Source organism: Burkholderia sp. MSMB1078WGS, assembly GCF_001528895.1.
Taxonomy (GTDB): domain Bacteria; phylum Pseudomonadota; class Gammaproteobacteria; order Burkholderiales; family Burkholderiaceae; genus Burkholderia.
Map to the genome: position 1 here is coordinate 47,621 of NZ_LPDI01000005.1, position 20,194 is coordinate 67,814.

Annotated in this window: 17 protein-coding genes and 1 pseudogene; 8 read left to right on the plus strand and 10 right to left on the minus strand. The window is 65.8% G+C overall.

Annotated elements, in window-relative coordinates; translation table 11 throughout:
• The first annotated feature begins 16 nt into the window (after positions 1–16).
• The 3 genes from WT24_RS01390 to WT24_RS01400 are packed head-to-tail and all read left to right on the plus strand — an operon-like array spanning position 17 to position 4,368.
• Entirely contained in the window at positions 17–1,513 is a 1,497-nt protein-coding gene (locus WT24_RS01390) for an efflux transporter outer membrane subunit (RefSeq protein ID WP_060030629.1), read from the plus strand.
• 52 nt (positions 1,514–1,565) lie between these two features.
• Positions 1,566–2,780, plus strand: coding sequence for an HlyD family secretion protein (locus WT24_RS01395; protein WP_059789765.1), 1,215 nt, complete (start codon positions 1,566–1,568; stop codon positions 2,778–2,780).
• 28 nt (positions 2,781–2,808) lie between these two features.
• Positions 2,809–4,368 (plus strand): DHA2 family efflux MFS transporter permease subunit, encoded by a 1,560-nt coding sequence (locus WT24_RS01400; RefSeq protein WP_060030632.1) that lies wholly within the window; start codon positions 2,809–2,811, stop codon positions 4,366–4,368.
• Positions 4,369–4,476: 108 nt separating this feature from the next.
• Here WT24_RS01400 and truB read toward each other — a convergent pair whose 3' ends face one another.
• The 9 genes from truB to WT24_RS01445 form a co-directional block, all read right to left on the minus strand.
• Positions 4,477–5,409 (minus strand): tRNA pseudouridine(55) synthase TruB, encoded by a 933-nt coding sequence (gene truB / locus WT24_RS01405; protein WP_059789764.1) that lies wholly within the window; start codon positions 5,407–5,409, stop codon positions 4,477–4,479.
• Between the two features lie 13 nt (positions 5,410–5,422).
• Positions 5,423–5,821: a 30S ribosome-binding factor RbfA gene (rbfA, locus tag WT24_RS01410; RefSeq protein ID WP_053525271.1), complete on the minus strand. Its 399-nt coding sequence runs from the start codon at positions 5,819–5,821 to the stop codon at positions 5,423–5,425.
• Positions 5,822–5,935: 114 nt separating this feature from the next.
• The gene (infB, locus tag WT24_RS01415) at positions 5,936–8,857 is read right to left on the minus strand and encodes a translation initiation factor IF-2 (RefSeq protein ID WP_059499057.1); all 2,922 of its coding nucleotides are present in this window, start codon (positions 8,855–8,857) and stop codon (positions 5,936–5,938) included.
• Between the two features lie 91 nt (positions 8,858–8,948).
• Positions 8,949–10,424, minus strand: coding sequence for a transcription termination factor NusA (gene nusA, locus WT24_RS01420; RefSeq protein WP_059499058.1), 1,476 nt, complete (start codon positions 10,422–10,424; stop codon positions 8,949–8,951).
• Positions 10,424–10,882 (minus strand): ribosome maturation factor RimP, encoded by a 459-nt coding sequence (rimP, locus tag WT24_RS01425; RefSeq protein WP_011351796.1) that lies wholly within the window; start codon positions 10,880–10,882, stop codon positions 10,424–10,426. Before rimP ends, nusA begins: the two co-directional genes overlap by 1 nt.
• A gap of 456 nt (positions 10,883–11,338) precedes the next feature.
• Positions 11,339–13,108, minus strand: a complete 1,770-nt coding sequence (gene rluB / locus WT24_RS01430; protein ID WP_060030635.1) for a 23S rRNA pseudouridine(2605) synthase RluB — start codon at positions 13,106–13,108, stop codon at positions 11,339–11,341.
• Positions 13,109–13,168: 60 nt separating this feature from the next.
• Positions 13,169–14,194 carry an SMC-Scp complex subunit ScpB gene (gene scpB / locus WT24_RS01435; protein ID WP_060030638.1) on the minus strand — a complete coding sequence of 342 codons (1,026 nt, stop codon included), beginning with the start codon at positions 14,192–14,194 and terminating at the stop codon, positions 13,169–13,171.
• A 271-nt stretch (positions 14,195–14,465) separates the two neighbouring features.
• On the minus strand, positions 14,466–15,668 hold the full coding sequence (locus WT24_RS01440) for a pyridoxal phosphate-dependent aminotransferase (protein WP_060030641.1): 1,203 nt from the start codon (positions 15,666–15,668) through the stop codon (positions 14,466–14,468).
• 67 nt (positions 15,669–15,735) lie between these two features.
• Complete coding sequence (locus WT24_RS01445; protein ID WP_059499063.1) at positions 15,736–16,638, minus strand: LysR family transcriptional regulator; 903 nt, start codon at positions 16,636–16,638, stop codon at positions 15,736–15,738.
• Between the two features lie 430 nt (positions 16,639–17,068).
• Between WT24_RS01445 and WT24_RS01450 the strand changes: the two are divergent.
• Both WT24_RS01450 and WT24_RS35150 read left to right on the plus strand, forming a co-directional pair.
• Positions 17,069–17,464: pseudogene (locus tag WT24_RS01450) on the plus strand (transposase); the annotation flags it as partial.
• 200 nt (positions 17,465–17,664) lie between these two features.
• Entirely contained in the window at positions 17,665–17,916 is a 252-nt protein-coding gene (locus tag WT24_RS35150; protein WP_027784266.1) for a hypothetical protein, read from the plus strand.
• 194 nt (positions 17,917–18,110) lie between these two features.
• Here WT24_RS35150 and WT24_RS01455 read toward each other — a convergent pair whose 3' ends face one another.
• Positions 18,111–18,428 (minus strand): hypothetical protein, encoded by a 318-nt coding sequence (locus WT24_RS01455; RefSeq protein WP_006495354.1) that lies wholly within the window; start codon positions 18,426–18,428, stop codon positions 18,111–18,113.
• 160 nt (positions 18,429–18,588) lie between these two features.
• Here WT24_RS01455 and WT24_RS01460 point away from each other — a divergent pair, with 160 nt between their 5' ends.
• The 3 genes from WT24_RS01460 (at position 18,589) to WT24_RS01470 (ending at position 20,180) form a co-directional block, all read left to right on the plus strand.
• On the plus strand, positions 18,589–19,305 hold the full coding sequence (locus tag WT24_RS01460; RefSeq protein ID WP_059499064.1) for a YdcF family protein: 717 nt from the start codon (positions 18,589–18,591) through the stop codon (positions 19,303–19,305).
• Positions 19,306–19,513: 208 nt separating this feature from the next.
• A complete protein-coding gene (locus tag WT24_RS01465) occupies positions 19,514–19,786 on the plus strand; it encodes a hypothetical protein (RefSeq protein WP_034207109.1) in 273 nt (90 codons plus the stop codon).
• A 136-nt stretch (positions 19,787–19,922) separates the two neighbouring features.
• Complete coding sequence (locus WT24_RS01470) at positions 19,923–20,180, plus strand: hypothetical protein (protein ID WP_059499065.1); 258 nt, start codon at positions 19,923–19,925, stop codon at positions 20,178–20,180.
• The last annotated feature ends 14 nt before the right edge of the window (positions 20,181–20,194 follow it).

Genomic DNA, 20,194 nt, shown 5'->3' on the forward strand with positions numbered 1-20,194 from the left:
GTCAGGGGTTAGCGCGATGAAATCCTCCCCGTTGTCCGTGCGCGCCGGGTCGTGCCGCGCCGCCGTCGCTGCCGCGATCGCCGCGCTGGCGCTGGCGGGCTGCGCGAATTACATCGGCATCAAGAGCGACAAGCAGATCGCCCCCGCGTCGCAATTCGAATCCGCCCAGAGCCTGCCGGCCCAGGGTGGCCAATGGCCGGCACTCGACTGGGCCAGCCAGTTCGGCGATCCGCAATTGCCGAAGCTGATCGACGAAGCGCTGCAGGGCAACCCGTCGATCGCGCAGGCGCAGGCGCGCATCGCGAAAGCGTCGTCGTATATCGAATCGTCGCGCTCGAACCTGATGCCGAAGGCCGAAGCCAGCTATTCGTGGACACGTGAACTGTATTCGTCGAACGGCCTGTTCCCGCCCCCGTACGGCGGCCAGTGGTACAGCGAAAACAACGCGCTGGCGAGCGCCTCGTGGGAACTCGACCTGTGGGGCAAGAACCGCGAGCGCCTGCACACGGCCGTGTCGCAGGAAAAAGCCGCCGAAGCCGACATGCAACAGGCGCGCATCACGCTCGCGTCGTCGGTCGCACGCACCTACAACTCGCTCGCACAGCTCTATGCGCTGCGCGACATCGCGCAACGCGAGATCACCAACCGCGAGACGGTCGGCAAGATCACCGACGGCCGCGTATCGGCCGGCCTCGATACCAACGTCGAACGCCAGACGGCCCGCGGCAACATCGCGACCACCCAGGCCTCTCTGTCGGACCTCGACGGCCAGATCACGACGGTGCGCTACCAGCTCGCCGCGCTGCTCGGCAAGGGCCCGGATCGCGGGCTGCAGATCGCGGCGCCCGTGATGAACCCGAGCGGCAACGTCACGCTGCCCGGCAACCTGCCGGCCGATCTCGTGTCGCGCCGCCCCGACATCGTAGCCGCGCGCTGGCAGGTCGAAGCCGCGATGCACGACGTGAAGGAAGCGAAGGCCGAGTTCTTCCCGGACGTGAACCTCGCGGCCGGGTTCGGCTTCGATGCGTTCGGCTGGGGCAAATTCCTGAACTTCGCGAGTCGCCAGGCCCAATTCGGCCCCGCGATCCACCTGCCGATCTTCGATGCCGGCGCGCTGCGCGCCCAGCTCAAGGGCCGCTACGCCGACTTCGACCTGTCGGTCGCGAACTACAACCAGACGCTGATCAGCGCGCTGAACGACGTCGCGACGCAAGTCGCGTCGATCCGCGCGATCGATCGCCAGATGGGCGACGCCCAGCGTGCGCTCGACGCCTCGACGCGTGCGTACGATCTCGCGGTCATCCGCTACAAGGCCGGCCTGTCGCCGCAACTGCAGGTGCTGACGGCGGACAGCAACCGCCTCGCATCGGAGCAGACGGTGACCAACCTGAAAATGCGCCGGCGCGACATGCAGCTTGCCCTGATCAAGGCGCTCGGCGGCGGGTTCGACGCGACCGGCACGCCGCTCGCCGCGCCCGATGCGGCCACGCCGACCAAACAGGCCGCCAACTGATCCGGCGCCACCACTACGCAGACACTCGAAATAAAGGACGGAGAAAATCGCCATGAGCGACCAACAAAACGCCGCCAGCGCGCAGCCGCAGAACAACGGCAAGCGCAAACGAATGATGACGCTGCTCGTCGCGGTCATCGTGATCGCGGCCATCGCATACGGCCTGTACTACTTCCTCGTCGCCCGCTTCCATGAAGACACCGACGATGCATACGTAAACGGCAACGTCGTGCAGATCACGCCGCAGGTCACCGGCACCGTGATCGCCGTGAAGGCGGACGACACGCAAACGGTCAAGGCCGGCGATCCGCTCGTCGTGCTCGACCCGGCCGATTCGCAGGTCGCGCTGCAGCAGGCGGAAGCCAACCTCGCGCAGACGGTGCGCCAGGTGCGCGGCCTGTTCGTCAACGACGACCAGTACCGCGCGCAAGTCGCGCTGCGCCAGTCGGACCTGTCGAAAGCCCAGGACGACCTGCGTCGCCGCCTGGCCGTCGCGCAGACGGGCGCCGTATCGCAGGAAGAAATCTCGCACGCCCGCGACGCGGTGAAGGCCGCGCAGGCATCGGTCGACGCAGCACAACAGCAGCTCGCATCGAATCGCGCATTGACCGCGAACACGACGATCGCGTCGCACCCGAACGTGATGGCCGCCGCCGCGAAGGTGCGCGACGCGTACCTCGCGAACGCGCGTAACGTGCTGCCGGCGCCGGTCACCGGCTACGTCGCGAAGCGCTCGGTGCAGGTCGGCCAGCGCGTGTCGCCCGGCAACCCGCTGATGTCGGTGGTGCCGCTCAATGCCGTGTGGGTCGACGCGAACTTCAAGGAAGTCCAGTTGAAGCACATGCGCATCGGCCAGCCGGTCGAGATGACGGCCGACATCTACGGCTCGTCGGTCACGTACCACGGCAAGGTCGTCGGCTTCTCGGCCGGCACGGGCTCGGCGTTCTCGCTCTTGCCCGCGCAGAACGCGACCGGCAACTGGATCAAGGTCGTGCAGCGCCTGCCCGTACGGATCGAGCTCGACCCGAAGGATCTCGAGAAGCACCCGCTGCGCATCGGCCTGTCGATGCAGGTCGACGTGGACATCAAGGACGAACGCGGCGACCAGCTCGTCAACGCACCGAACACCGTCTACGAAACCAACGTGTTCGCGAAATACGGCGACGAAGCCGATGCCGAAATCGCGCGCATCATCGCCGAAAACGCAGGCGGCAACGCGTCGGCGCCGGTCGCGGCGAAGCAGAGCAGCGCCGCGAAAATGATGTAACCGTTCCGACTCCGGAAAGACAACCGACATGGCACAGGCTCCTGTCTCCCATCCGCCCCTGCAGGGCGGACAACTCCTGCTCGGGACGATCGCGGTATCGCTCGCGGTGTTCATGAACGTGCTCGACACGTCCATCGCGAACGTCGCGATCCCGACCATCTCGGGCGACCTCGGCGTGTCGTCCGATCAGGGCACGTGGGTCATCACGTCGTTCGCGGTCGCGAACGCAATCTCGGTGCCGCTGACCGGCTGGCTGACCGACCGTTTCGGGCAAGTCCGCCTGTTCCTCGCGTCGATCATCCTGTTCGTCATCTCGTCGTGGATGTGCGGGCTGGCGCCGAGCCTGCCATTCCTGCTCGCGTCACGCGTGCTCCAGGGTGCCGTCGCGGGCCCGATGATTCCGCTGTCGCAAGCGCTCCTGCTGTCGAGCTATCCACGCGCGAAAGCGCCGATGGCGCTCGCACTATGGGCGATGACGACGCTGATCGCCCCCGTCGCGGGCCCGATTCTCGGCGGCTGGATCTCGGACAACTATTCGTGGCCGTGGATCTTCTACGTCAACATCCCGGTTGGCATCGCCGCCGCCGCCGCGACGTGGGTGATCTACCGGAATCGGGAGTCGGCCGTGCGCCGTGCGCCGATCGACGGCGTGGGCCTCGCGCTGCTGGTCGTCTGGGTCGGCTCGCTGCAGATCATGCTCGACAAGGGCAAGGATCTGGACTGGTTCGCGTCGACGACGATCGTCGTGCTCGCGCTGACCGCCGTCATCGCGTTCGCGTTCTTCGTGATCTGGGAGCTGACCGCCGAGCACCCGGTCGTCGACCTGTCGCTGTTCCGCATACGAAACTTCACCGGCGGCACGGTCGCGCTGTCGATCGGCTACGGCCTGTACTTCGGCAATCTCGTGCTGTTACCGCTGTGGCTGCAGACGCAAATCGGCTACACCGCGACCGACGCCGGCCTCGTGATGGCGCCGGTCGGGTTGTTCGCCATCCTGTTGTCGCCACTCACCGGGAAGTACCTGCCGCGCACCGATCCGCGCTTCATCTCGACGGCGTCATTCCTCACGTTCGCGCTGTGCTTCTGGATGCGTTCGCGCTACACGACCGGCGTCGACGAATGGTCGCTGACGCTGCCGACGCTCGTGCAGGGTATCGCGATGGCGGGCTTCTTCATCCCGCTCGTGTCGATCACGTTGTCCGGGCTGCCCGGCCACCGCATTCCAGCGGCGTCCGGCCTGTCGAACTTCGTGCGGATCATGTGCGGCGGCATCGGTACGTCGATCTTCCAGACCGCGTGGGACCATCGGAACAACTTCCACCATGCGCAACTGGTCGAACAGACGAATCCGTACAACCCGACGTTCAATCAGGCCGTCACTCAGATGGGTAATCTCGGGCTCACGCAGGAACAGGCACACGGCCTGATCAACAACATGGCCACGCAGCAGGCTGCGCAGCTCGGCGTGAACGATCTGTTCTACATTTCCGCCGCGATCTTCGTGCTGCTGATCGGATTGATCTGGATCACCAAGCCCGAACGCGCGGGCGGCGGCGATGCCGGTGCGGCGGCGTCAGCGGCACACTGAGCGCCACCCGGCAGCAGCATCACGGCGCGATCACGCCAAACAAAAGGCCCGGTCGAAAATGACCGGGCCTTTTTCATTCCGCTGCGTGCACGTGCGTGCGTCGCTGCGTCATTGCGCCGTCACGACGAGCCGTTCCGGTGCGAGCACGCCATTCGCCTTGCGTGCCACGCCGAGCAATCGGGTTGCGTCGTACACCCGCACGCGCTCGCCGTCGGCCGCGTCGATCGGCTCGAGCGCCGACAGCGGCAGGCGCTGGCCGTGCAAGAACCGCTTCGCGGACGCGTCGTCGAGCCGAATGGCCGGAAACGTCGACAGCAACGCGTCGACCGGCTGAAGCCATGCATCGCGCGCCGATTCGGCAGCGTCCGACAGTGCATCGAGCGTCACCGCGTGCTCGAGCGTCAGCGCACCGACGCCCGTGCGACGCAGCATCGTCAGATGCGCGCCGCAACCCAGCGCCTCGCCGATATCCTCCGCCAGCGTGCGTACATACGTGCCCTTGCTGCAGGTCACGCGAAACGTCACGTCGGGCAGCTCGCAGGCTAGCAGTTCCAGCGCGTGGATCGTCACGTTGCGGCCTTCCCGCTCGACGGTCTGGCCGGCCCGCGCATATTCGTACAGCGGCTTGCCATCGCGCTTGAGCGCCGAATACATCGGCGGCACCTGCACGATATCGCCGGTGAAACGCACGAGCGCGGCTTCCACCGCCGCACGATCGCATTCGACGGGGCGTGTGTCGATCACGTCACCTTCGGCGTCGCCGGTGGCCGTGCGCTGGCCGAGACGCATCGTCGCTTCGTAGGTCTTGTCGGCGTCGAGCAAGTCCTGCGAGAACTTGGTCGCTTCGCCGAAACACAGCGGCAGCAGGCCCGAGGCCAACGGATCGAGCGTGCCGGTGTGACCGGCCTTCTTCGCGAGCAGCAGGCGCTTCGCACGAATCAGCGCATCGTTGCTCGACAGGCCGACCGGCTTGTCGAGCAGAAGAACGCCGTCCAGCACGCGCCGGGGCACGCGCGGACGTTGGGGTGCAGCATTCGTCATAGGCCGGTCGAGCTCAGTCGTCCTTGGCAGGCACGTCGGCCTCGTCGTCGTCCTTCGCGCGCGTGGAGTTCGCTTCCTTGATCAGGCGCGACATTTCGACGGCCTTCTCGATCGTCTGGTCGTAATGGAAATGCAGCGTCGGCACCGTATGAATGTGCAGGCGCTTGAACAGCAGGTTGTGCAGGTGACCCGACGCATGGTTCAGCGCCTCCTGCGTCTTCTCCGGATCGCCGGTGAGCGCCGTGAAGTAGACCTTCGCGTGCGCATAGTCCGGCGTGAGTTCCACGCTCTGGATGGTCACGATGCCGATGCGCGGATCTTTGACCTCGCGCATGATGAGTTCGGACAGATCGCGCTGAATCTGATCGGCGATCTGAACGTTGCGATTGGGGGAAGTACGTTTCCTGGACATGATCGATCCGTGATCCGTTTATCAGGATGAAGCGGCGGCCATTTTCGGCACGCCACCATGAAAATGGGCGGGGCAAGCCCAAGCCTGCCCCGCCCATGAGCCGATACGCGACGATTACAGCGTACGTGCGACTTCGGTCACTTCGAAGACTTCGAACTGGTCGCCTTCGATGATGTCGTTGAAGTTCTTCACCGACATACCGCACTCGAAGCCTTGCTTCACTTCCTTCACGTCGTCCTTGAAGCGCTTCAGCGATTCGAGTTCGCCCGTGAAGATCACGACGTTGTTGCGCAGCACGCGCACCGACGACGAGCGCTTGACGATGCCGTCCGTGACCATACAGCCTGCGACCGTGCCGACCTTCGGTACCTTGAAGACCTGGCGCACCTCGACCATGCCGGTGACGACTTCGCGCTTCTCCGGCGCCAGCATGCCCGACATCGCCGCCTTCACCTCGTCCACTGCGTCGTAGATGATGTTGTAGTAGCGGATATCGATGCCGTTCGCCTCGGCCAGCTTGCGTGCCTGAGCATCCGCACGCGTGTTGAAGCCGATGATGACCGCCTTCGATGCCGTCGCGAGGTTGACGTCGTTTTCGCTGATGCCGCCCACCGCGCTGTGCACGATCTGCACGCGCACTTCGTCGGTCGACAGCTTGAGCAGCGACTGCACGAGCGCTTCCTGCGAACCCTGCACGTCTGCCTTGATGATGAGCGGCAGGTTCTGCACTTCGCCTTCGCCCATCTGCTCGAGCATGCTTTCGAGCTTCGCGGCCTGCTGCTTCGCGAGCTTCACGTCGCGGAACTTGCCCTGACGGAACAGCGCGATTTCACGCGCCTTGCGCTCGTCCGGCAGCACGATCACTTCCTCGCCCGCACCTGGCACTTCCGACAGACCCTGGATTTCGACCGGGATCGACGGGCCGGCTTCCTTCGTCGGCTTGCCGTTCTCGTCGAGCATCGCACGGACGCGGCCGTAGGCCGTACCCGCCAGCACGATGTCACCGCGGTTCAGCGTACCGGACTGCACGAGGATCGTCGCGACCGGGCCTTTACCCTTGTCGAGCTTCGCTTCGATCACGATGCCTTTGGCCGGCGCTTCGACCGGTGCCTTCAGTTCCAGCACTTCGGCCTGCAGCAGCACGTTCTCGAGCAGATCGTCGATACCTGCGCCCGTCTTTGCCGACACCGGCACGAACGGCGAATCGCCACCGTATTCTTCCGGCACGACGCCTTCCGCGACCAGTTCCTGCTTCACGCGATCGGGGTTCGCTTCCGGCTTGTCGATCTTGTTGATCGCGACGACGATCGGCACGCCACCCGCCTTCGCGTGGGCGATGGCTTCCTTCGTCTGCGGCATCACGCCGTCGTCGGCCGCCACCACCAGCACGACGATGTCGGTCGCCTTCGCGCCGCGCGCACGCATTGCCGTGAACGCTTCGTGACCCGGCGTGTCGAGGAACGTGATGACGCCACGCGGCGTGTCGACGTGATACGCGCCGATGTGCTGCGTAATGCCGCCCGCTTCGCCCGCGGCAACCTTCGCGCGGCGGATGTGGTCGAGCAACGAGGTCTTGCCGTGGTCGACGTGACCCATCACCGTGACGACCGGCGGACGCGGCAGTTGCTCCGCATCGGTACCGGTTTCGCCTTCGACGAGCAGCGCTTCCGGATCGTCCAGCTTCGCGGCAACCGCGCGGTGGCCCAGCTCCTCGACGATGATCATCGCCGTTTCCTGGTCCAGCACCTGGTTGATCGTGACCATCTGGCCCATCTTCATCATCACCTTGATGACTTCGGAGGCCTTGATCGACATCTTGTGCGCGAGATCCGCAACCGACACGGTTTCCGGCACGTGCACTTCACGGACGATCGGTTCGGTCGGCGCCTGGAACGACGATGCGCTGTCCTGGTGACGGCCGCGACCCTTCGGGCCACCGCGCCAGCCGCGGTCGACACCGCCGCTCGAGTCGCCGCGCGTCTTGATGCCGCGACGCTTCGATGCGTCATCCTGCCAGCCGCCCTTGCCTGCGCCCGGCTTCTTGTTGCGGTCGCCCGCGCCTGCCGGCGCCTGCGTCGTGGCTGGTGCCGCGGCACCGACCGGCTTCTTCACGGCCGGACGCGCCTGCGCACCCTCCGGCTTCGCCGGCTTGTGCAGCGTGCCCTTCGCTTCGGCCGGCTTCGGCGCCTCGACCGGCTTCGGCGGTTCGGGTGCCTTGACCACGGCCTTGCGCGGCGTGTTCATCATTTCGCGAATCGCGCGTGCTTCGGCTTCCGCCGCCGCGCGACGCTTGCTGATCTCTTCCTGCTCGGCGCGCGCCTTGTCGGCCGCCTCGCGGGCAGCATCCTCGGCCTTCTTCGCCGCTTCGCGCTGCGCCGCACGTTCGGCGGCCGCGCGCGCTTCGTCCTGCGCGGACTGCGCACTCGGTGCTTCCGACTCGGCTGCGGCGGCCTGTTGCGCGGCCGCCTGCTGCCGTGCCGCAGCGGCTTCCGCCGCGGCACGCTTCGCCGCCGCTTCTTCCTCGGCGCGACGGCGCTCGGCTTCCGCCGCTTCCTCGCGGGCGCGACGTTCGGCTTCCTCGCGCTCGAGGCGCTCCTGACGCTCGCGCAGCTCCTGCGCCTGCTTCTCGAGCAACTCGGCCTCGCGGCGCGCTTCTTCCTCGCGACGCTTCAGTTCCGCATCGTCGTCCGCTTCGGCGACCTGCGCCTGACCCTGTTCCGCACCTTCGCTCACGTCGTCGCGCTTGACGAACGTACGCTTCTTGCGAACCTCGACCTGAATGGTGCGAGCCTTGCCCGTCGCGTCAGATTGCTTGATCTCCGACGTATGCTTGCGGGTCAGCGTGATCTTGCGCTTGTCGCCGTCGGTTGCGCCGTGCGACTTGCGCAAATGATCGAGCAGACGCGCCTTGTCCGTTTCGGACAGCGCATCGTCTTCACTCGCTTTCTGGACGCCCGCTGCCTGCAGCTGTTCGAGCAGCACACCAGCAGGCATTTTCAGTTCCGCGGCAAATTGGGCTACGTTGTTACTCGCCATTCATTCCTCTTAGTGCAAGGACCGATTCCTTGCGGTTAGCATCGGGTCAGGCCATACGGCCGCCATCAAATCAGTGCGCCATGGTCATTTCTCACTGGAACCAATGTTCACGTGCTTTCATGATCAACGCCTTAGCGGCATCCTCTTCCATCCCGGTCATGTCGACCAGTTCATCTACAGCCAGCTCGGCGAGATCGTCGCGCGTCTGCACGCCGTGTTCGGCCAGCTTCGCGAGCAGCTCCGGCGTGATGCCGTCGAGGCTCTTGAGATCCAGCGCTGCGTTCTCGACCTTTTCTTCGTTCGCGATGGCCATCGTCAACAGCGCGTCGCGTGCGCGGTTGCGCAGTTCGTGCACGGTGTCCTCGTCGAACGCTTCGATTTCGAGCATTTCGTTGAGCGGCACGTACGCGATTTCTTCGAGGCTCGTGAAGCCTTCGTCGATCAGGATGTCGGCAACTTCCTCGTCGACGTCGAGACGCGCCATGAACAGTGCACGCAGCCGGTCGCGCTCTTCGCCCTGCTTCAGGGCGGATTCGTCCGGCGTCATGATGTTGATCTGCCAGCCGGTCAGCTCGCCGGCAAGGCGAACGTTCTGACCGCTGCGGCCGATCGCGACAGCCAGTTCGTTTTCGTCGACGACGACGTCCATCGAATGCTTTTCTTCATCGACGACGATCGACTGGACGGCAGCCGGCGCGAGCGCGCCGATCACGAACTGGGCGGGATCTTCCGACCATAGCACGATGTCGATGTTTTCGCCACCGAGCTCGTTGCGCACGGCCTGCACGCGCGAGCCGCGGATGCCGACGCAGGTGCCGATCGGATCGATCCGCTTGTCGTATGCGATGACGCCGATCTTCGCGCGCACGCCCGGGTCGCGGGCAGCCGCCTTGATCTCGAGCAGGCCCTGCTCGATTTCCGGCACTTCCATCTCGAACAGCTTCATCAGAAATTCGGGCGCCGTGCGCGACAGCTCGATCTGCGGGCCGCGCGCGGTGCGGTCGACCTTCGCGATGTAGGCGCGCACGCGGTCGCCCACGCGCAGGTTTTCCTTCGGGATCAGTTGATCGCGGCGCAGCAGCGCCTCGACACGGCCCGATTCGACGATGAAGTTGCCCTTGTCGAGGCGTTTCACCGTACCCGTCATGATCTTTTCGCCACGCTCGAGGTAGTCGTTCAGGATCTGCTCGCGCTCCGCGTCGCGCACCTTCTGCAGGATCACCTGCTTCGCGGCCTGCGCGCCGATGCGACCGAACTCGATCGACGGAACGGGTTCCTCGACATACTCGCCGACTTCGACGTCGGGGTTCTGCTCACGAGCCTCGAACAGCAGGATCTCGCGATCCGGCTCCTGCAAGCCTGCCTCGTCGGGCACGACGAGCCAGCGACGGAAGGTTTCGTGCTCGCCGCTTTCGCGATCGATATGGACGCGGATTTCGGCGCCTTCGTCGAACAGCTTCTTGGAAGCGGACGCGAGCGCAGCCTCGAGGGCGCCCAGCACCACATCCTTGTCGACGTTTTTCTCGCGCGCCAGCGCATCCACCAGCATCAACACTTCGCGACTCATTATTTGCGGCTCCTAAAGTCAACTTGCGGAATCAGGCGGGCTTTGTCGATATCGGCCAGCGTGAAATCCAGCATGGCTGCCTCGCCCTTCTTCCCCTCAAATTCCAAACCGATCGTTTCGCCATTCGGCGCGTGCAGAATGCCCCGGTACGTCTTGCGCCCGTCCAGCGGCTTTTTCAAGGTCACGGAAACTTCGCTGCCGGCGAAGCGCTCGAAGTCGGCCAGCTTCTTCAACGGGCGGTCGAGCCCCGGGGACGAGACTTCGAGCCGTTCGTAATCGATGTTTTCGACCGTCAAGACGTGCTGGAGCTGACGCGTGACCTTTTCGCAATCTTCGAGCGAGATGCCGGCAGGCTGATCGATATAGATGCAAAGCATGCCGCGCCCGGTGCGCTCGAGATCCACCAGCTCGTAGCCGAGCCCGGTGACCGTGGTTTCTATCAGTTCCGTCAGTTGCACAGTGTCCTCTCAGGTGTTCGCGCCCGCCGCTCGCGATTCACCCGCGGGCGCGCGCCTTAGCCGGCGCAGGAAGCGCTACCCGAGATGCCTAACCGTTTCAGCAAAAAAAAATGGGCGGAACGCCCATCTTCTTACTGGTGGTCGCACCTGAGCCGCACATTGAATCCGTACGCCCAGCGACTCCGCGATTATAGCGATTTTTGGCGCAAACGCCAAGCCAGCCGGTAAAAGCAGCGCGCCGGCCGCCTTTACGGACCGAAAATGCGAAATCGGGCTGCCCGATCGACCGAAACCAACTATCGAACCGGTGATCGCCGTTGTCGCGGTACGCGACATCATAGATGCAGCCGAAATCCATCAATGCAATGCGTCGCGTCGACAAAACCGGCCGAACGCCGGTCGGACCGGCGAGCCGGCAGCCTCGCGCCGCCGCACGCCAATCCAGTCAATAGACGCTTAGCGGCTACGCGTACGACTGCGCTGCGGACGCTGACCGCCGCGCGGGCCGCCGCCGTTGCCGCCGTCGGCGCGATTGCCGTTCGGATTGCGATTGCCGCCACCCTTGCTGCCGCCGCGCTTGCCGCCCGCGCCATCGCGCTTGGGGCCGGCGCCATACGACATGCGATTGCCGTCGACATCGCGACCGCCACCGGTGCGATTGCCGTCGCGCCCGCCACCTACGCGATTGCCATCACGGCCGCCGCCCGGACGACTACCGTAGCCCGACGGCGCAACCGGCAGGCTACCGTAGCCGCTCAAGCCCGGCAGGCCCGGCGCGCCGCGTCGGCCACCGCCGCGACGCGGCTGGTCGAGTTGCCCGTGCGTCGTCAGCACCGGCTCGCGGCTGATGAAGCCCATCGACGTCTGCATCGGATCGGGCTGGCGACGCTCGGTCGGACCGGCGCCGCCGCGCTTGCCCTTCTCCTCGGACGGCGCCTTCAGGCCGACGGTCGCCATCAGCTTGCGCACCTGCGCGTCGTCGAGCTCTTCCCAACGGCCACGCTTCAGGCCGCGCGGCAGCGGAATCGGGCCGTGACGCGTACGGATCAGCCGGCTCACCATCAGGCCGACCGCCTCGAACATCCGGCGCACTTCGCGGTTGCGGCCTTCGGCCAGCGCGACGTGATACCAGTGGTTCGTGCCTTCGCCACCGCCATCGCGGATGCGCAGGAAATTCGCCGGACCGTCGTCGAGCTCGACGCCGTGCAGCAGCTTCTGCCGCATCCCTTCGGACAGCTCGCCGACGACGCGCACCGCATACTCGCGCTCGACGCTGTAACGCGGATGCATGAAGCGGTTCGCGAGGTCGCCGGAGGTCGTCAGCATCAGCAGACCTTCGGTATTGAAGTCGAGACGGCCCACCGCAAGCCATTTCGCCGTCTTCATCGGCGGCAGACGGTCGAACACCGACGGACGGCCTTCCGGGTCCGCGTGGCTGACGATTTCGCCCGTCGGCTTGTGATACAGCAGCACGCGCGGCGGCTTGTTCGGCAGCTTGCGCTTGACCGGCTTGCCGTTGATCCGCACCTGGTCGGTCGGCATGATCCGCTGGCCGATGTGCGCCGGTTCGCCGTTCACCGACACGCGGCCGGCGACGATCAGTTCTTCCATTTCCCGGCGCGAACCCATGCCGGCTTCCGCCAGCACCTTGTGGAGCTTCGGCGCATCGTCGTCCGGAGACAGCACACGCTTGTTCGCAGGCTGATTGCGGCCACGGCGCAGCATCGGCGCTCGCACGCCGCTACCTCCCGCGGAGTTGTCCGCGTCGAACGCGGGCGACGTCACGTACGCGAACAGTTCGTCCTCGGACGCATCGCCTTCCATGGCTTTCGCCGAGCCACCTTCGGCCTTCGATGCACCGCGACGGCCCTGGCCGCCCTGGCCGCCCTTGGCCGCGCCTTCACGCTTGCCGGCGGGCTTGCGGCCGCCCTTGGCCGCGCCTTCCTTGCGCGGCGCACGCGCCGGCTGCGCGTCGGCAGCGTCGGCCGGCTGCGCATCCGCGCCCTCGGCGCCCTGCTGCTCGCCTTCGGCGCCCTTCGACTTGGCCGCCGCGCGACGCCGCGCGATCAGGCTGCGCGGGCCGCGCCGCAGACCGCGGCGGGGACGCTCGTCGCCACCCGCGGCCGAAGCATCCTGCTCCGGCGCATCGTCGGCACGCGCTGCCTGCACGGCACGCGCTGCCTGCACGGCAGGCGCGGACGATTCAATATCGTGGATATCTGTCAAAACAACCTCAAAATGTCAGGTCTCGCGCCCGGCGCGGGCGCGGCAAGAAGTTGGCCGCGATCAGGCGCGACGCTGTTTGGGTTCTGCTTCGTCGTCCGGCAGCGCGTCGGCGCCGATGGGCGCACTGGCGCTTCGTACGGCATCCGCGAGACTGTCGGACGTGTCGTCCAGCGTCTCGTCGTCCGCGGGACCGGAACGGGAGGCGTCGGCCCGATCGGCCTCGCCGGGCATGTCGCCGGCCGCTTCCGCTCCGTCTCCGGCAGCCGCTTCGGCGGCCGGCTTGCGATCTTCCTCGCTCCAATCCGCACGCTGCGGCTCGGGCTGCACACCGGCCGGCACTGCTTCGGCGCCGACCTGCTCCGTATGTTCCGTTTGCCCGCGATCAGCGTCGAGCGTATCGCGACTCGGAATTTCATGCGTCGACGCGACGTCGGCCGGCACCTCGGCCGACTGGCCGTCGGGCGCTTCATCCGTGAGCGCCTGCGGCATGTCGGCCGCCGCATCGCTGGCCACCGGCATGTCACCGTCGAAATCCATCGCCTGCTGCGCGAGCAGCGCGGCCTCGATGTTCGCGGCCGGCTCTTCGAGCGCCGGCAGGTCGTCGAGCGCCTTCAGGCCGAGATCGTCGAGAAACTGCTTGGTCGTCGCATACAGCGCCGGACGCCCCGGCACGTCGCGATGACCGATCACCTCGATCCAGCCGCGATCCTCGAGCTGCTTGACCACCTGCGTGTTGACCGTGACGCCGCGAATCTCCTCGATGTCGCCGCGCGTGACGGGCTGCCGGTACGCAATGATCGCGAGCGTTTCGAGCACCGCGCGCGAATATTTCGGCGGCTTCTCAGGATGCAGGCGATCCAGATAATGACGCATCGCCGGCTTGCTCTGAAAGCGCCATCCGGTCGCCAGCGCCACCAGTTCGACACCGCGACCGGACCAATCCTGTTTCAGATCTTCGAGCAACGTGCGGACCGTGTCAGCCGACACGCCGTCGGCAAAGAGCTTGCGCAAATCGCCGAGCTTCAGCGGTTCCTGCGCACAGATCAAAGCAGTCTCGAGGACGATCTTCGCCTCTTGGGTATTCATGCAGCTAGGCCAGACCCTGTGGTCAAACGAACCGGATCAACAAACAGACGAAAGGAACGGAAGACGCGCTCGCCCGATTCTGATCGGTCATATTGATGGGAGCACGAACCGGGGGCGGCGAACCAACTTCAGGCCAGGCCCAAACCGGACGGAACAGCACGGCTCAACGACGGAACCGCGTGACTGAACGCCATATTACGCAAAATTGCCCGGTGCGTAAAGATGAGCGGAACAGGCCGCCGCACGGCGCGGCGCCCGCTCCGTCCCTGCTTCAGCGGGCGCCCGCGCCGTGCGCAAGGAACCGGCGTAGCCGCTCGACGCCCGCGTCGAGCCGCGCCGGATCGCACGCATAACACCAGCGCACGAACCCCTCTCCCTCCGGGCCGAACGCACGACCGGGCGCAAGGCCGAGCCCCGCGTCGCGCACCAGCGTCTTGCAGAACGCCAGGCTGTCGGCCGCGCCCGGCAGTCGCAGGAACAGGTACATCGCGCCCGGCGGAGGCGGCACGTCGACGCCCGGCAGCGTCCGCAGCGCGGCGACCAGGTGATCGCGCGCGTCGCGCAGCGCCGTGACGAACGACCGCACGAACGGCTCGCCGTCTCGCAACGCGACCTCGGCCGCAGCCTGAACGAAGCCCGGCGCACACGACGTGTTGTATTCGACGAGCTTCGACAGGTCGGCCATCACCGATGCCGGCGCAACCAGCCATCCGAGCCGCCAGCCCGTCATCGCCCACGCCTTCGAGAATGAATTCACGACCACGACGCGCTCGTCGCGAGACGCGATATCGAGGAACGACGGCGCGCCGCCCTCGTCGAATGCAAGCCGCTCGTACACCTCGTCGGCGACCAGCCAGATGCCGTGACGACGGCAATGGGCGAGCACGGCCCGCTGATCGTCGCGCGACATCGTCCAGCCGGTCGGGTTGTTCGGCGAATTGATCAGCAGCATCCGCGTATCGGGCGTCAGCGCCGCGAGCAACCGTCCGACATCGAGCCGCCATCCCGCATCGCCGTAGCCGAGCGGCACGCACTCGACCGGCGCGCCGAGGATCTTCGGAATCTCGACGAGATTCGGCCACAGCGGCGTGACCGCGACGACACGCTCGCCCGGCCCGACCAGCATCTGGGCAGTCAGCATCAGCGCACTCACGCCCGAACTCGTCACGGCCACCGTATCGGCCGCCGTCGCACCGTGACGCGCGCCGACATAGGCGGCGATCGCGTCGCGCAGCGCCGCCGTGCCGAGATTGTGCGTGTAGAAGGTCGCACCGTCGCGCAGCGCCGCCGCCGCGGCGTCGCGGATGAAGTCCGGTGTCACGCGGTCGGATTCGCCGAACCAGAACGGCAGCATGTCCGGCACGCCGAAGCCGGCGTTTGCGACCTCGCGGATCAGCGACGGACGCAGCGCGTGCACCGTGGCGCGCGCCGCCGGCTCATCGTTCGCCGGGAAAAAACCTGCGGAATGCGTCATCGAGAACCATCGCCCCAGGAACACGGTCCGCGTAGTGTACCGGCCGGCAAGCCGGACCGGCGCAACGTCAGTCGAGATCCTCGGCCCTCGCCGGCATCTGCCGCACGAGCTCCCAGATCGCCTGCGCGGCGGGCGACAACGACCGGTCGCGGCGGCGCACCAGTTCGACGGTGCGTTCGGTACGCGGCGTGAGCGGCCGCGCGACGAGCGTCGAGCCGGCCGGCAGCGGCAGCGACAGCCACGGCTGCACGCTCACGCCGACACCGGCCTCGACCAGCCCGAACACGGTCGCCGAATGCCCGAGTTCCTGCATGACCGTCGCGTTGACGCGATGCGTGGCCAGCGCCGCATCGATCAGCGGCCGGCTGCCCGATGCGTGATCGAGCAATACGAGGCGCTCGCCGTCCAGCGCAGTCCACGGCACCTCGGCCCGTGCCGCGAGCGGATGGTCGGCGCGCGCGACAAGGCAGAACGAATCGGTCATCAGCGGCTCGCAGACGAGATCGGCGACCGTCAGCGGCCCGATCACGACGCCGAAGTCGACTTCGCTCGATTTCACCTTGCGCAGCACGTCGCTCTGCACGTCGTCGCGCAGGCCGAGCGTGACGAACGGGAACTGGCGCTCGCACGACGCCACCACGCGCGGCATCAGCCTGCATGCGATCGTCGGGCTTGCCGCGACGACCACGCGCCCGCGGCGCTGCTCGCCGATCTCGCGAATCTCGCGCAGCGTGTCGTCGAGATCGTCGAGCAAGCGCGACACGCTCGCGATCAGGTTCGCACCGACGTCGGTCAGTTGCACGTCGCGCGTCGTGCGGTCGATCAGCTTCAGCCCGAGTTCGGCCTCGAGCTCTCGCACGCAACGGCTGACGGCGGACTGGGTGAGCCCGATCTCGTCACCCGCCCGGCTGAAGCTCTTGAGCCGCGCGACTTCGATGAATACGCGAAGCTGGCGCAGCGTAACGTTCATGTCCCGACCTCATCAATCATCGATATCGATGCGGGATTCTAATGTGCGAAACCGGCTTCGGCGAACGAATCGGCACCCGCCGCCCATGTTTCGCTGCGGTGCAATACATTCGCAAACGCACGTGACATGGGCGAATTGCACAAGATTGGTGATTGTCCCGATTTGCTCACGGGTTATTTTGGCGTCTTATACGCCCCTAGCTGACTTAGCCGTTAGCTCGCTGCCAAGCGGCTCTCGAGGGATTCACCTCCGACATGGCACGCTTCGTGCATTACCTTGCGCACAGGGTGCAGGTTTCGTCGGACGGAAGAGCAGAAACGCCGCTGCCGGCCAACCGGACGCCCCCACCCGGCACTCGACGATCGAGTGCTTGAAGAGTGCGCGGCGCAGGGCAGCGCACCGGAGTTAGCTTCGCTGAGGTGAGGACATGATGCTGTTCGACGATTTGAGAGATAACGAATGGGCGCTGGTCGAGGGTTTGTTTTGCTCGGAGCCCGCACGGAGTGAGCGGCGCGGCCGTCCCCGCGTGGAAGCCCGCTCGGTGGTCAACGCCGTGCTGTGGGTGCTGTCGACGGGGGAAGGCTGGTCGAAACTGCCGGGCCGCTATCCGTCCCCGCCGACCTGCCGCCGCCGCTTCGACGAATGGCAGGCGGACGGTACGCTCGCCGAAATCGTGAAGCGACTCGGCACGAGCGGCCGGCAGATCTCGCTGCGCGGACGCATCGGCGCAAGCGCGGCGAAGCCGCCCGCCCCGCCGAGCCGCGACCGGCTGCGCGGCGCCTTCTGGACCAATCCGGAATCCTGGCGCGCACCCGTCAAGATGGCGTAACGAATGCTCGATCGGGCGGCTTCGGCCGCCCGGTTTCTTTCTGCGACGCGACCTTTCGCGACGCATGCCTTGCCGTCGATTACCGTTGTCGTGCTGCGAAACAACTATTTACCAATATTTACAGCAAGCCTGCACTCCCACGCTTACCTTAGCGACATATCAACAGGCCGCACTGACGGCTTGAAGGGAGCCCCGCCATGAAAACAATGTCACTGCTCGTTGCATGCGGCATTGTCGTTTCCGTGGCGCTGAGCACTCCCGTCCATGCCGACGACCGCGCGAAGCCACCCCACCGCCAGCAGGATCACAGGAACACCTTTCGACAGCCGCCGTCCGCGAACCCGTCCAGCCGGCAAACCGTGCCGCGCGGCGACTTGCGCGGCGACATCGCCAGCAATGCGCGGGCGCGAATCGGCTCACAGCCGCCGGGCGTGCCGCGTCATCCTTAGCCCTGCCGATTTCGAGATTTCGCCAAAGAAAATGCCCGCATCCGGGAACTGCGCCGCATGCGACGAGTCACATCGTTGCCATGAGCACAGCGTGGCAGCAGCAAAAGTATCCGGTACGCCCGTATCCTCGCGATACGGGCTTTTTTTTGCATCGCCGTCCCGTGCGGCGATGCACGGAACGGGATGGAGAGCCGCTAAAGACGACTTTCAAGAATCGCCACGGCGCTCGCTTCGCTCAATGCGTAGTCGTCCATACGGCGATCAGTCCAGGAAAGTAATTTCTCGTCGCGCTCGAGGCGCGAGAATTCGGCGCGGCCGCTGTCGGTCAGTACGGCGATGTCGACCGGTGCATGAAAGCCCGGTGCGGGGGCAACGGTTTTCTGCCTGACCGTGTCCATCAGGCCGAGCGAACGGAGATACTCGAACACGCCCGGGCGGCGTGCCCACGGTACCTGGCGGTACTGCACTCGTCTCAATGCGTCGAGCACCGCTTCGTTGGAATACGTGGCCATCTCGATTCTTTCTTAAAGTGCAGCGACAATGCGAAGCGGCGAGCCGGGCGGGGTCTCCGCCCGCCGAAACCGCCACCGATTCTGGAGGCCGACGTTGTTCGGCGTCGCGTCAGGGCCGTATCGTCAGCCGTCCATAAAAAGACACCATACCCCAATCAAATTGATTCTGTTCGATTCATTTGTACTTCTCTTCATCGGTTTCATGCTCTGCCGCAAGCAGCGTCGAACCATTTCCATCGCCGCCGCCGCGCTGTTCTGGCTACTGGCGACGGGCTGGCTCGCGGCGCCGCTCATCGCCTGGACCGAGGCGGGCGTCACGCCGGTCGAGCACCCCGACATGCACGGGCGAACCACGCTGATCCTCCTTGGCGCCGGCACGCGCCGCACCGACTCGGGATTGCAGCCGCCGCCCGACGGCGTCGCGCGCATCCACAAGGTTGCTGCGCTCTATCGCACGTGCCGGCAGCAGGCCGAACGCTGCACCGTGGTGATGTCGGGCGGCGACCCACAGCATCACGGCGACACCGAGGCGGCCGTCTACGGGCGCCAACTCGTCGCACAAGGCGTGGCGCCGGCCGACCTCGTGCTCGAACCGAACAGCCGCACAACCTACGAAAACGCGAAATTCACTGCATCTATACTACGCTCACAGTATGACGACGCGCGCGTTCTCGTCACGTCGTCGTATCAGATGCGCCGGGCGCTGCTCGATTTCCGCCGTTTCGGCATCGATCCGCAGCCCGTTTATGCGAACCTCCGACGTGCGCAAACGGGCTGGTTGCCGCGCTGGCGCAATGTGGCGAACGCCGAGCAGGCGCTGCACGAGCTGGTCGGAATCTCGCAATTCCACGTGTATCGCTGGCTCGGCTGGTTCTGACGATACCGCGAAAATCGCTGCACCACCCCGCATGGCAGATGCGTGACGCAGTGCGCGAAGTGTTGCGCGACTTCAACGGGGCCTTGCGTCGTGCGCCGATCCGATGCACATTGATCCGTCACTTTTGTTACACTCGACACGCACTCGATTGCAGTCGCCAGACAAAACGGCACACTCGGGTTCATCACCACTTAGCGGAGGTAAAGCAATGAAGAAGACGTCCCTGGCTATCCTGGTAGCGATGTCGGCGCTGACTGGCGCAGCGTATGCGCAAGAGAGCACGCAGATCCAGACCATCACCGATCCGGCCAAGATCGCCGAGATCGAGCAGCGTGCACAAGCGCTGCAACAGCAGCAAGCGGCCGAAGCGGCTCAGCCGGCGGCGCAGGAAGAGCATCACCACGGCAAGAAGGCTGCGCATCACAAGGCAGCGAAGAAGGCCGGCAAGAAGGCGAAGGCTGCAGACGCTGCCAGCCAGTAAGTTCGGCGGCACCGTACCAGCGACAAGCCGAATCCGGGCAACCGGGTTCGGCTTTTTTGGTTGCGGCGCCCGCGCGCTGTGCTAAAGTCGCGCACCGAAATTTTCCACCCGTGCGCACCCCGGTGCGGAGGACAGCATGAGTAACATTCAACTCGACATCGAGTGGACCGAAGCCGCCACTCGCCGGATCAAGCAACTGATGCCCCGCGGCTCGGACGACGCGTTTCTCGCGCTGCCGCCGATCGAGTGCCTGCCGATGGAGGGCGACGTGCTGTTCCTCGGCCCGCAAGGCAAGCAGCAACCGTTCATCGTTGCCGAGCGCCAGTATCACCATGACGGCGACGCCGACTGGACGATCATCCTGATCCTCGACGTACCCAGCGCGTCGCACTGACGCGCGGCCGCGAC

What these genes read in the sequence shown, in the direction of transcription:
- WT24_RS01390 (WP_060030629.1), top strand. Translation starts at nt 17, where the DNA reads ATGAAATCCTCCCCGTTGTCCGTGCGCGCCGGGTCGTGCCGCGCCGCC.
- WT24_RS01395 (WP_059789765.1), top strand. Translation starts at nt 1,566, where the DNA reads ATGAGCGACCAACAAAACGCCGCCAGCGCGCAGCCGCAGAACAACGGC.
- WT24_RS01400 (WP_060030632.1), top strand. Translation starts at nt 2,809, where the DNA reads ATGGCACAGGCTCCTGTCTCCCATCCGCCCCTGCAGGGCGGACAACTC.
- truB (WP_059789764.1), bottom strand. Translation starts at nt 5,409, where the DNA reads ATGACGAATGCTGCACCCCAACGTCCGCGCGTGCCCCGGCGCGTGCTG.
- rbfA (WP_053525271.1), bottom strand. Translation starts at nt 5,821, where the DNA reads ATGTCCAGGAAACGTACTTCCCCCAATCGCAACGTTCAGATCGCCGAT.
- infB (WP_059499057.1), bottom strand. Translation starts at nt 8,857, where the DNA reads ATGGCGAGTAACAACGTAGCCCAATTTGCCGCGGAACTGAAAATGCCT.
- nusA (WP_059499058.1), bottom strand. Translation starts at nt 10,424, where the DNA reads ATGAGTCGCGAAGTGTTGATGCTGGTGGATGCGCTGGCGCGCGAGAAA.
- scpB (WP_060030638.1), bottom strand. Translation starts at nt 14,194, where the DNA reads ATGAATACCCAAGAGGCGAAGATCGTCCTCGAGACTGCTTTGATCTGT.
- WT24_RS01440 (WP_060030641.1), bottom strand. Translation starts at nt 15,668, where the DNA reads ATGACGCATTCCGCAGGTTTTTTCCCGGCGAACGATGAGCCGGCGGCG.
- WT24_RS01445 (WP_059499063.1), bottom strand. Translation starts at nt 16,638, where the DNA reads ATGAACGTTACGCTGCGCCAGCTTCGCGTATTCATCGAAGTCGCGCGG.
- WT24_RS35150 (WP_027784266.1), top strand. Translation starts at nt 17,665, where the DNA reads ATGAAAACAATGTCACTGCTCGTTGCATGCGGCATTGTCGTTTCCGTG.
- WT24_RS01455 (WP_006495354.1), bottom strand. Translation starts at nt 18,428, where the DNA reads ATGGCCACGTATTCCAACGAAGCGGTGCTCGACGCATTGAGACGAGTG.
- WT24_RS01465 (WP_034207109.1), top strand. Translation starts at nt 19,514, where the DNA reads ATGAAGAAGACGTCCCTGGCTATCCTGGTAGCGATGTCGGCGCTGACT.
- WT24_RS01470 (WP_059499065.1), top strand. Translation starts at nt 19,923, where the DNA reads ATGAGTAACATTCAACTCGACATCGAGTGGACCGAAGCCGCCACTCGC.